The sequence below is a fragment of the Pseudomonadota bacterium genome, from assembly GCA_030859565.1.
In the GTDB taxonomy this organism is placed as follows: domain Bacteria; phylum Pseudomonadota; class Gammaproteobacteria; order JACCXJ01; family JACCXJ01; genus USCg-Taylor.
This window is the reverse complement of sequence record JALZJW010000125.1, coordinates 1-11,183: the sequence shown is the minus strand read 5'-3', so window position 1 is coordinate 11,183 and position 11,183 is coordinate 1. Positions and strand designations below refer to the sequence as shown.

Here is an 11,183-nt window from a genome sequence, read left to right as displayed (position 1 = left end):
TCTGGAAGCCCGCGAATGGGCCCGTGCATCGGCGCCCCGGGCGCTCTTTGAGGCACAAAACCTGCCGCGCGTCGATCGGCGCGGCGTCTATGCCGCGGCGCAACCGTGGCAAAGCAATGTTGTCGGTGATCTCATCGCCGCCCTGATGGAGGCTGCCGGGAAGATCAAATGCCATGAGAGAATCGTCGATTGGCAGGCGAGCGTTCGGCTGCGTCACACGCGCACGGTCCTGTGCACGAGCCTGGGCGGTAAGATCGAGCAAGAATGGACCGACCTGATCCCGGAATTGGTCGCCGTAGCAAGTAACGGTGTCGATACACAACGACGTAGCTTCGGGGCGGACCACGGCCGCCAAGGCGGCCTCGAACAACTCGAGAAGCTTGGGTTCTTTAGCGTGCCCGCGCGCATCGCCGAAGAGGCGCTCCTGCTCCTCGAAGCCCCGCATTGCCCTGCCGCCCGCATGGACCTGCTCCTCTTGCCGGGTCAAATGATCCTGCAACTCCACGAAAGCATCGGCCACCCGATCGAGCTTGATCGCATCCTCGGGGACGAGCGCAATTATGCGGGTGGGAGCTTCGTCACCTTGGACATGTTCGGTCACTACCGTTACGGGTCGGAGTTATTAAACGTGACCTTCGACCCCGGCCGCCCGGAGCAGTTTGCGAGCTATGCCTTCGATGACGAGGGCAGCGCGGCGGAACGCCAGTACTTGATCCGGGCGGGTATCCTCGAACGCCCCCTCGGTGGTCATTCGTCACAGGCTCGAGCCCGGATCGCCGGGGTCGCATGCACGCGCGCCGAACACTGGCACCGCCCGCCGATCGATCGCATGGCCAATCTCAATCTCGAACCCGGCACGAGCCCGCTTGAGGCGCTGGTGCGGGGCATCGAACACGGGATCATGATGGACACCAATCGCTCTTGGTCCATTGATGACCAGCGAAACAAGTTTCAGTTCGGCTGCGAGTGTGGGTGGGTAATCAAGGACGGAGGGGTAAAAGGCCTAGTAAAAAATCCCAATTATCGCGGCACTTCTGCGACCTTCTGGCGCAACCTTGGCGCGGTGGGCGATGCTGGCACCTGGCGGGTAATGGGGCTCTCGACCTGCGGGAAAGGCGAACCGAACCAGGCCATCCATGTCGGGCACGCGGCGCCCGCCTGTGTCTTCCGCGACGTCGATGTCTTCTCGAATGCATGACCCGCGCGGGCAATTCGAGTCCGTGCGTGCCATGGCGGCCGCGCTCACGCAAACGGATGAAGTCTGTTTACTGAACTTCTTGGGCGAAGATTCGGATTTCGTGCGCCTGAGCCGCGGACGGATCCGGCAGGCCGGCCACGTATTGCACAGTGAGCTGCGCGTGTGTTTGATCCGGCGCCGGCGCCAGACCCAGGGCACGTGTACCCTGATCCACGATCTCACGCACAACCGCTCGCGCCTGGAGAAGCTGTTTTCCGAGCTGCGGTCACAACTCGATTTCGTCCACGATGATCCCTATTTGCTCTATGCCACCGCCGTATGCAGCACCGAGGATAATCGCCACTTCGACTTACCGGACAGTGAACACGCGCTCACGGAAATACTGGCGGCGGCGGACGGGCTCGATCTCGTGGGACTGTGGGCCAACGGGACCCTGTATCGAGGGTTTGCAAATAGCCTCGGGCAGACAAATTGGTTTTCTACCGGTAGCTTCCATTTGGATAGCAGTTGCCATGTCGATAACGGGCAATCCGTTAAGCTCGGCTACGCGGGTCAGGTCTGGCAGAGCGAGGACTTACGGCGAGCGGTTGGGCGGGTCCGGGAGCACCTCGAGGTGTTATACAGACCGCCCAAGGCGCTCGCGCCGGGGCGCTATCGCGCTTTCCTTGCGCCTCAGGCTCTCGGCGAAATCCTTGGACTGGCGGGTTGGGGAGGATTTAGCTTGAAAAGCTTGCGCACCCAGCACACACCGTTAATCAAACTCATGCGCCATGAGAAGGCTCTGCATCCGAGTGTCACACTCGTGGAGGATCATGCGCGCGGTCTAAATCCACAATCTACGTCTTCGGGTTTTCTAAAACCCCGCGCGGTAAGCCTGATCGAGAGCGGCCGTTTCGTCGATTGTCTCGCCGATCAACGCAGCGCGGCCGAATATGGGATCGCGCTCAATGCCGAAACCGAAACGCCCATGTCGCTGGTCATGGAAAGCGGGCGGCTCCCCTCGTCCTTGGATCTCCTGGAAGAACTTGAGACAGGACTTTATATCGGCAACCTTTGGTATTGCAATTTTTCCGATCGTCACGATTGCCGCATGACCGCTACGACGCGATTCGCGTGCTTCTGGGTCGAGGGCGGAGCGCTCCAGGCCCCGATCACTACGATGCGCATGGATGAAACCCTTTATCATCTCTTGGGCGACGGTCTGATCGGTCTCACTGCCGAACGCGAGCTTATCATCGATCCCGGGACCTACGAGTGGCGCTCCACGGCAAGCATGTTGCTTGCGGGGGCGTTGATAGACGGCGTGACTTTCACCATGTAACACCGGTACCGGTCCAAGATACAGCCTGCATCTGACGCCGATTCCGCACGCTGGAATCGAGGCTCTGTGATACGAGTCGCATTCGGTGCTTCCCATTGACGATGCGCCGATTTAGCCCCTATAGATTTCGCTTAGCTATACGCTAAAGGTAGCCGCCTGCGGTAAGCGCCTCGCGATCGTCCAACCGTCTCACGGCGCCAACCCGGCAGGCAAAAACGCTTCGCAACAGCGACTACCGGGCGGAACGCGCAGCGGAAATTGCGCGGTCCGCGGTTTCCGATATCGGCGCTGTTTGCGAAGCATCCATCGAAATCCCACTTCTATTGGAAGGGAATCCTATGCTGAAGAAACTATTGTTCGCTTCTCTGTTACTGTTCAACGCCCTTGTCTTTGCCGGAGAGTCTGTTAATATCAACAGTGCCGATGCCACAACCTTGGCCAACGCACTCCAAGGCATAGGGCCGGTCAAGGCCGAAGCGATCGTCGCGTATCGGGAAAAGCACGGGCCGTTCAAGTCCGTGGACGATCTGGTGATGGTCGAAGGCATTGGCGAGAAGACGGTCGAGATGAACCGCGAGAGTCTTGACGTCAGTATGCCCAAGAGCGCGCAGTAACCGCTAAGCGGTTCGGAATTGCTGCCCTTCGCAAGGACGCCGGGGGCAGCAGTTCCACTTGTCTCTCGCGGTGAACCCACCCCGCCCTTTTCTCTGCATCCTAGCCCCAGATCTACTTACTGAGTAAGATACCCGCGGCGGGAAGAACACCGCAATGCCCTGCCACGGAGTTCTTCCACATTCTCAGGCTTAAGCTTATTTGATAATCTCTTGGGCCTGCAGCCCACGGAGTCTTACTATGTTTAAGAAAGATATGACTATTGCCGGTTTCGATGATGCGATCTGGAATGCCATGGAGGGCGAACGCCGCCGGCAGGAAGATCACATCGAGCTCATCGCTTCCGAAAACTATACCAGCCCGCGGGTGTTACAGGCCCAAGGTTCGGTGCTGACGAATAAGTACGCGGAAGGCTACCCCGGTAAACGCTACTACGGGGGTTGCGAGCACGTCGATATCGTGGAACAGCTTGCCATAGACCGCGCCAAGCAGTTGTTCGGTGCCGGCTTCGCCAACGTGCAGCCGCATTCCGGATCGCAGGCCAACGGAGCGGTGTATCTCGCGCTTTTGACCCCCGGCGACACGATTATGGGTATGAGTCTAGCTCACGGCGGGCATTTAACCCACGGCGCCAGCGTCAATGTGTCGGGTCGAATATTCAAGGCCGTGCAGTACGGTTTGAATACCCAAACCGAAGAGATCGATTACGACCAAGCGGAACGCCTCGCGCTTGAGCACAAACCGAAGCTCGTCATGACCGGATTCTCGGCTTACTCGCGGATCGTCGACTGGCAACGTTTTCGGGATATCGCCGATCAAGTCGGCGCCTACCTGGTCTCCGATATCGCCCATGTGGCCGGTCTCGTGGCCGCGGGCCTCTACCCGAGCCCGATGAATATTGCCGATATCACCACGACCACCACCCATAAGACGCTGCGCGGCCCGCGCGCGGGTCTCATCATGGGCCGGGATAACCCCGAGATCGAAAAGAAGATCAACTTTATGGTTTTTCCCGCCTATCAAGGAGGGCCGCTCATGCACGTCATCGCCGCCAAGGCCATCGCCTTCAAGGAGGCGATGCAACCGGAGTTCAAGGCCTACGCCGAACAGGTCATCAGGAACGCAAAAACCATGGTGCAGGTGTTCTTGCAGCGCGGCGTCAAGGTGGTTTCCGGTGGCACCGACAATCACCTGTTTTTGATCGACCTCGTTGCTAAAGGGCTCACCGGGAAAGAGCTAGACGCGGCATTGGGCCGCGCCCACATCACGGTGAACAAGAACGCCGTGCCGAATGATCCGCAGCCGCCGTTCGTTACCAGCGGGATCCGCATTGGTTCTCCGGCGGTGACGACGCGCGGATTCAAACAAGTCGAGTGTGCTCAGGTCGCCGCCTGGATGTGTGAGATCATCGAGAACATCAAGAGCGACGCGGTGATCGCGCGCATTAAAGGGGAGGTCGCTGAGTTATGCCGACGTTTCCCCGTCTACGGCAACTAGACGCGGCCTCACTTTCCGCGGCGGGCGGCGCACGCGTCGCGGAATTAGCGGCAGGTAGGGAGAGCGCTCGCCCCGCTCGCAGAAGGCGGTAGCGTGCGTTGCCCGTTCTGCACTGAACCCGAGACCCGCGTCATCGATTCCCGGCTCGTGGGGGAGGGCGATCAGATCCGGCGCAGACGCGAATGCACGGCTTGCCAAGAACGCTTTACGACTTACGAAGCGGCAGAGTTGAACCTGCCGCGCGTTATCAAGTCCGATGGGCGCCGGGAACCCTTTAGAGAAGAGAAGCTTCGCACCGGGCTGCTGCGCGCGCTCGAAAAGCGCCCGGTGCCGGGCGAGCGCGTCGAGCACGCCCTCGCCGAGATCAAACGAAGCTTGCGCTCCGGCGGTGAGCGGGAGGTGGCTGCGCGGCTCATCGGAGATCTGGTCATGGAACAGTTGCGGTCCCTGGACCGCGTCGCCTTCGTGCGCTTCGCCTCCGTGTACCGGAGCTTCCAAGACGTCCAAGCTTTCGTCGACGAGATCGAACGTCTCGGGAAGGACCCCGCGAGGTAGAGCCCCGTGCCTGATTTCTCCGCGGAGGACTATCGGTTCATGGCGCGCGCCTTGTCGCTGGCGCGCCGCGGCCTGTGCACAGCCCATCCCAATCCCCGGGTTGGCTGTGTCCTTGCGCACCACGGTCTTATCGTCGGCGAGGGTTGGCACCGGTTTGCGGGAGAAGCCCATGCGGAAGTGCTGGCCCTCAACGCCGCGGGAGAACGCGCGCGGGGCGCGACCTGTTATGTCAATCTGGAACCTTGCTGCTTCCATGGTAAAACGCCCGCGTGCACGGAGGCGCTGATTCGAGCCGGCGTCGCGCGCGTCGTCGCCGCGACGCTCGATCCCAACCCGCGGGTCAACGGCCACGGCTTGCTCGCCTTAAAGCAAGCCGGAATACCTGTGCAGACCGGCGTGCTGGCGGAGCAGGCGATCGCGCTGAACCGCGGGTTCATCAAACGCATGCAACACGGCCTGCCGTTTGTGACCTCCAAGATCGCGATCAGCATCGATGGCCGAGTCGCGCTGCACTCCGGCGCCAGCCAATGGATCACGTCCGCTCCGGCCCGCGCTGACGTGCAACGTTTAAGAGCGCAAAGCAGCGCTGTCATGACCGGCATCGGCACGGTGCTGGTAGATGATCCGCTGCTGACGGTGCGGAGCCCTTTCCGAGCGGCGGAATTCCGCCAACCCGTGCGCGTTGTTTTAGACTCCAGGTTGCGGTTTCCGGGGACTGCGAAGATGCTGTCCGAACCGGGCCGCATTTTGGTTCTTACGGGGAACGGCGAGCGGGATAAGTCCGCGACGGGCATTGCCAACGGCGCCGAGATCATCGCGAGCGCGATGCGTGGAGAGCGCCTCGATCTCGAATCGATGCTCAACCATCTCGGAAGACTGGAGTTCAATGAGATCCTGGTCGAAGCGGGGCCCACCCTGAACGGCGCCTTACTGCAAGCCCGTCTCGTCGATGAGATCGTTATCTATATCGCCCCCAAGCTGATGGGAAGTAAAGCGCTGCCGATGGCGCGCCTCGACACGATCGCAACGATGGCAGAATGCATCGAGCTGTCGATCCTCGACACCCGCGCCATAGGACCCGATGTGCGGGTGATTGCGCGGGTAAACTATCGCCACAAGCTCTGAGTTGCGAGCCATCATCGTCCCCATGTTTACTGGAATCATCCAAGCGCTAGGACACGTCATTTCGTTGCAGTCCGGTCACGGCACCGCCCGCCTCTCGCTCGATCCGGGGAGCCTCGACCTGAGCCACCTCCAAAGCGGTGATAGCCTGGCGGTGAACGGATGCTGCCTCACGGTGCTCAGCTATCGTGACCGCCGTATCGACATGGACTTATCGCCAGAGACACTCGCTCGAACGACGCTAGGGAGCCTCCGGCCCGGCGCCCGGGTTAACCTTGAGAAGGCCCTCGCCCTGGGTGGGCTCCTCGGCGGCCACATCGTGACCGGTCACGTGGATGGCATGGGCGCGATTACGGATTGCATTCAGGATGGATCCACGGTTCGGCTTAGAATCGGCATACCGGATGCGTTGGCGAAATACCTGAGCCGCAAGGGTTCGGTTGCCGTGGACGGCGTGAGCCTCACCGTCAACGATGCCGCGGGCGGCGCATTCGATGTTATGCTTATTCCGCATACGCTCCAGGCGACCGTTGCCGCCGGCTATCGCGCCGGGATGGCCGTTAATATCGAAGTCGATCTCATTGCGCGGTATGTCGAACGCCTCATGACCTACACTTCAGTACAATAGGCGTAAGCTGAACCGCCGACGGTTTGGAACGCGCCGCGCTCTTGGATCACAGATGCCGATACAAGCCACTGAACAGATCATCGACGAAATCCGCGACGGCAAAATGGTCATCATCATGGATGACGAGGACCGTGAGAACGAAGGCGATTTCTTGATCGCGGCCAGTTGCGTCCGGCCCGAGGACATCAATTTCATGGCGCGCCATGGGCGCGGACTCATCTGCTTGACTCTCACCAGGGAGCGTTGTCAACAGCTCAATCTCCCCCTGATGGTACGCGATACCTACTACCGCCACACCACTAATTTCACGGTATCGATCGAAGCCGCCCGCGGCGTAACCACGGGGATCTCGGCCGCGGATCGTGCCTTGACAATACGCACCGCCGTGGCACCGGATGCCAAACCGGACGATCTCGTTCAACCCGGCCATGTGCTGCCGCTCATGGCCCAATCGGGTAGCGTTTTGACCCGCGCCGGGCATACGGAGGCCGGTTGTGATTTCGCCCGTCTCGCGGGTTTCGAACCCGCCGCTGTGATCGTTGAGATTTTAAAAGACGACGGCACGATGGCCCGGCGGCCCGATCTCGAACTGATCGCTGAGCAGCACGGCTTGAAAATCGGAACCATCTCCGATCTCATCCGTTTCAGGATGCAACACGAGAAGACCGTCGATCGGGTCGCCGAGAGCGCATTGACAACCGAGTTCGGAGAATTTCGGCTCGTAGCCTTTCAAGACCAAATCGGCAAGAGCCTCCACCTCGCGCTGGTCAAGGGCCCCATCGACGCACAGCAACCGGCGCTGGTTCGTGTGCATATCAACAATCCGCTTTGTGATTTAACCGGGAGCCTGCGGGAGGAATGCGGCTGGCGCTTGCGCGATGTGCTCATACGCATCGCGCGAGAATCGAGCGGTGTCGTCGTCATCCTCTGCAACCAAATCGAGGCGGCGGATCTCATCCGCCAGATCGATAGCTTCGAGGAGCGAAGCGCGGCCGAGTCACACGGAAGCCGCCACAAGCCGGACAATCTACGAACGATCGGCCTGGGGGCACAGATCCTCGCCGACCTCGGCGTGCGCAAGATGCGGGTCCTGAGTGCGCCTAAACGCATCCACTCGCTCTCCGGTTTCGGCTTGGAAGTCGTAGAATACGTGAATTAAAGATCGAGCGGGTACACGTTATGGGTGACATCATCACCATCGCCGGCCAGGCGCTTTTGGATCCGCCGGCGCGATTCGGGATCATCGCGAGCCGGTTTAACGCCTTTATCGTTGAAAACCTGGTAAGCGGATGCGTGGAGACGTTGCGCCGCCACGGGGTTCCGGAGCGCGATATCACCCGCGTAAACGTCCCCGGCGCATGGGAGATGCCGCTCATTGCCAAAACCATGGCGGGAAGCGCTAAGTTCGATGCGATCATTGCGCTAGGCGCCATCATCCGCGGAGCCACGGCTCATTTTGAGCACATCGCTGCGGCCTGCGCCACCGGGCTGGCCAAGGTCAGCCTCGGCTCAAGTATTCCGGTTGTGTTCGCTGTTTTGACGGTAGAAACTGTCGAGCAGGCTATCGAGCGGGCCGGCGGCAAGGCGGGGAACCGCGGGGCCGATGCCGCGCTGACCGCAATCGAAATGATCTCGCTCACGCGTAAATTACGCCTATGACTACCCCTATCCGCGGCCGCGTGCGCGCGCGGCGCTGCGCCGTGCAGGCCCTTTATCAATGGCAACTGGCGGGACACGATCCGCGCGATATCATTAAGGAATTTGTCGCCGAGCGTGAGCTGGTGAACGTGGACATGGATTACTTTTCGACACTCACGCGTGAAATCCCGGCGCACGTACACGAATTACAATCCGATTTACAGGACGCTCTCGATCGCCCGTTTCAGGAGCTCGATCCTATAGAACGCGGGATCCTCCTGATCGGCGCGTACGAATTGAGGTATAGCCCTGAAATACCCTGGCGTGTGGTCATCAACGAAGCCATCGAATTGACCAAAATGTTTGGCGCCGCAGAAGCCCATAAGTATGTCAACGGCGTCCTCGACAAGGTGGTGGGAACATCCAGATCGGCTGAGATGCGCGCGCTGTCGCGCGGCTAGCCCGCCCACGAAAAACTCCGCGTACGGCCGAGTTAACCCGCTCCGTGGCGCTCTCGGAATTCGAGATCATTGACCGCTATTTCCGCCCGCGGCCACCGGATCGCCCCGAGGTGGTCATCGGGGTCGGTGACGATGCGGCTATCCTGCGTGTGCCGGGTTGCCGAGACCTCGCGATCACGGTCGACACCCTGGTAGCGGGCACGCACTTTTCCGATGACGCCGAGCCCGAAGCAATTGGTCACAAAGCTTTGGCGGTCAGCCTGAGCGATCTGGCCGCGATGGGCGCCGAGCCGCTCTGCGCCACGCTTGCGCTGACGCTGCCCCAGGCAGATGAGAAATGGCTTGAGCGTTTTTCCGGCGGATTTTTTCACCTGGCCCGCCGGCATGCGCTCGATTTGGTCGGGGGTAACATTTCCCGCGGGCCGCTCACGGTTTCGGTGACCGCCCACGGGATCCTTCCCGAAGGCGGCGCTCTCAGGCGCATCGGCGCGCAACCGGGCGATGCGATTTTCGTCACCGGCTCCTTGGGAGATGCCGCGCTCGCTCTGGAAGCGCTGGGCGGCTCGCACCCCGAAATTGCTCCTTACACGGACTACCTGCGGACACGCCTGCATCGACCGGCGCCGCGCGTTGCGCAGGGCGTCTTGTTGCGTAGCCTTGCATCGAGCGCCATCGACGTATCCGATGGCCTAGCGACCGATCTCGGCCACATCCTCGCCGCGAATGCCGTCGGGGCCGTGATTGAGCTCGATCGCCTCCCGCGCTCCAGCGCTTTACAGGCGCTGCCGGAGCTTCCTCGACAATGGGAACTGGCGCTCGGCGGTGGGGAGGATTATGAGCTGTGTTTCACCGTCCCAGAGATCCAAGCCGATAAGCTGGGACCGGATCTCGGTGGGGTTTGGATTACTCGCATCGGTCAGATCCAGAGGCGGGAAGGATTGCGTTTTATCGATCCGCGCGGTACAGCGTTCGTGCCGCGGTTTCACGGTTTTCGGCATTTTTGACACGCGTCGTCAGTCGGGCATGCCCACATGCAGCGCCCGGTTCGGTTCCATGATCTCCTGGCGCATTTCGCGCCGCATCTTGCCCGCATCGAATAATCGGAGCCTCGCACGAGTTCCCGTGTTCGTCCGCGGCATCGCGCCTCGGGCTGGCGCGGCAGGATAAGAGCGCTAAGGGAGCTCGACAAGAGTTTCGGAGGCGGGTTTGCGATTGGTGCTCGGGATCTCGGCCGGGTATCCGAACCACACCAGGGCAACCACGGTTTCCAACACCGGGTTTACCGAGATCAAGTCGAAGAAGCCGGAGGCGCGGGTGATAGCGCCCGTCGTCCATTTGCACCCAATACCTTCGCTCCACAGATAAAGACACATGTTTTGAAGTGCGCAACAACAGGCCGCATAATCTTCACGGGCACGGATAGGATCGTCGGAATTTTTGCAGGTCAGAACCAGCCAACCAGGAATCTCGCGCCAGCGCCTGAGTTTGGCCTGCCCCGCTTGAGCACCCTTAGCTTGGGAGGTCAGCTCGGCGTTTAGGCGGCAGATCGCATCGGCGGTCGCGGGACCCAGGAGGTAGAAACGCCATGGCGCGGTAAGCCGATGGTTCGGCGCCCATCGCGCGACATCAATAGCCCGCAGGATAATCTCTCTGGGCGGTGATTCACGCCCGAAAATATGGATCGTGCGGCGGGATCGAATTAGTTTTTCCGCGAGTAGCGGCGACATGAGCGGCCGTTTTGGTTTCTATGATAGTGTCGCGCTGCGCTTCGACGGGCACGGGTCGGGGTGCTTGCATGCCGCGTAACAGCGCAGCAAGCTTTTCGCGCACTGGTTCAAACCTCAGGCCCCAGAGAAAAACGGCGCCGTATTTCCGTATTGCGGTGACCGTCCCAACAACGACAATCACCATACCAGGCACAAACGCCAAAAACAACAAGCCTAGAAGTTCGCGGTCCATAGGAATACCTCTTGTTCAACCGTCGACTGCGGCGGCGGCTTCCTCACGAGTGATAAAATTACCATCCTTAACGAATCCGGCCTCGATCGAGCCTTTGACAGTCGCGACCTGCCCTGACGGAAGACGCTCAACCACAAGCTTTGCGGGCAACCCATCGAGGACGTGAATCGGGGCGGGGCGTCCATCAGTGAA

At 60.6% G+C, this 11,183-nt stretch carries 13 protein-coding genes; 11 read left to right on the top strand and 2 right to left on the bottom strand.

Translation table 11 applies throughout. The annotated features are described in order from the left end of the window. The 11 genes from M3436_16035 to thiL all read left to right on the top strand — a co-directional run. Positions 1-1,198, top strand: a 1,198-nt coding sequence (locus M3436_16035) for a TldD/PmbA family protein (GenBank protein ID MDQ3565557.1), incomplete at its 5' end; no start/stop codon positions are given. Next, positions 1,179-2,519: a metallopeptidase TldD-related protein gene (locus M3436_16030; GenBank protein ID MDQ3565556.1), complete on the top strand. Its 1,341-nt coding sequence runs from the start codon at positions 1,179-1,181 to the stop codon at positions 2,517-2,519. The genes M3436_16035 and M3436_16030, both read left to right, overlap by 20 nt. Positions 2,520-2,857: 338 nt before the next feature. Then, positions 2,858-3,133: a helix-hairpin-helix domain-containing protein gene (locus M3436_16025; GenBank protein ID MDQ3565555.1), complete on the top strand. Its 276-nt coding sequence runs from the start codon at positions 2,858-2,860 to the stop codon at positions 3,131-3,133. A 238-nt stretch (positions 3,134-3,371) separates the two neighbouring features. Then, positions 3,372-4,628: a serine hydroxymethyltransferase gene (locus M3436_16020; GenBank protein ID MDQ3565554.1), complete on the top strand. Its 1,257-nt coding sequence runs from the start codon at positions 3,372-3,374 to the stop codon at positions 4,626-4,628. Between the two features lie 93 nt (positions 4,629-4,721). Further along, complete coding sequence (gene nrdR / locus M3436_16015) at positions 4,722-5,183, top strand: transcriptional regulator NrdR (protein ID MDQ3565553.1); 462 nt, start codon at positions 4,722-4,724, stop codon at positions 5,181-5,183. Between the two features lie 39 nt (positions 5,184-5,222). After that, positions 5,223-6,308, top strand: coding sequence for a bifunctional diaminohydroxyphosphoribosylaminopyrimidine deaminase/5-amino-6-(5-phosphoribosylamino)uracil reductase RibD (gene ribD, locus M3436_16010; protein MDQ3565552.1), 1,086 nt, complete (start codon positions 5,223-5,225; stop codon positions 6,306-6,308). Positions 6,309-6,330: 22 nt separating this feature from the next. After that, positions 6,331-6,933, top strand: coding sequence for a riboflavin synthase (locus M3436_16005; protein ID MDQ3565551.1), 603 nt, complete (start codon positions 6,331-6,333; stop codon positions 6,931-6,933). A gap of 52 nt (positions 6,934-6,985) precedes the next feature. Then, positions 6,986-8,092 (top strand): bifunctional 3,4-dihydroxy-2-butanone-4-phosphate synthase/GTP cyclohydrolase II, encoded by a 1,107-nt coding sequence (gene ribBA, locus M3436_16000; protein MDQ3565550.1) that lies wholly within the window; start codon positions 6,986-6,988, stop codon positions 8,090-8,092. 20 nt (positions 8,093-8,112) lie between these two features. Continuing rightward, positions 8,113-8,592: a 6,7-dimethyl-8-ribityllumazine synthase gene (gene ribE, locus M3436_15995; protein MDQ3565549.1), complete on the top strand. Its 480-nt coding sequence runs from the start codon at positions 8,113-8,115 to the stop codon at positions 8,590-8,592. Continuing rightward, entirely contained in the window at positions 8,589-9,032 is a 444-nt protein-coding gene (gene nusB / locus M3436_15990; GenBank protein MDQ3565548.1) for a transcription antitermination factor NusB, read from the top strand. The genes ribE and nusB overlap by 4 nt, the downstream gene beginning before the upstream one ends. A gap of 44 nt (positions 9,033-9,076) precedes the next feature. Then, positions 9,077-10,036, top strand: coding sequence for a thiamine-phosphate kinase (gene thiL, locus M3436_15985; protein ID MDQ3565547.1), 960 nt, complete (start codon positions 9,077-9,079; stop codon positions 10,034-10,036). A gap of 168 nt (positions 10,037-10,204) precedes the next feature. Here the strand turns inward: thiL and M3436_15980 are convergent, their stop codons facing one another. Both M3436_15980 and M3436_15975 read right to left on the bottom strand, forming a co-directional pair. Continuing rightward, positions 10,205-10,759, bottom strand: coding sequence for a nitroreductase (locus tag M3436_15980; GenBank protein MDQ3565546.1), 555 nt, complete (start codon positions 10,757-10,759; stop codon positions 10,205-10,207). Continuing rightward, positions 10,695-10,991 (bottom strand): hypothetical protein, encoded by a 297-nt coding sequence (locus M3436_15975; GenBank protein ID MDQ3565545.1) that lies wholly within the window; start codon positions 10,989-10,991, stop codon positions 10,695-10,697. Before M3436_15975 ends, M3436_15980 begins: the two co-directional genes overlap by 65 nt. Positions 10,992-11,183 lie beyond the last annotated feature (192 nt).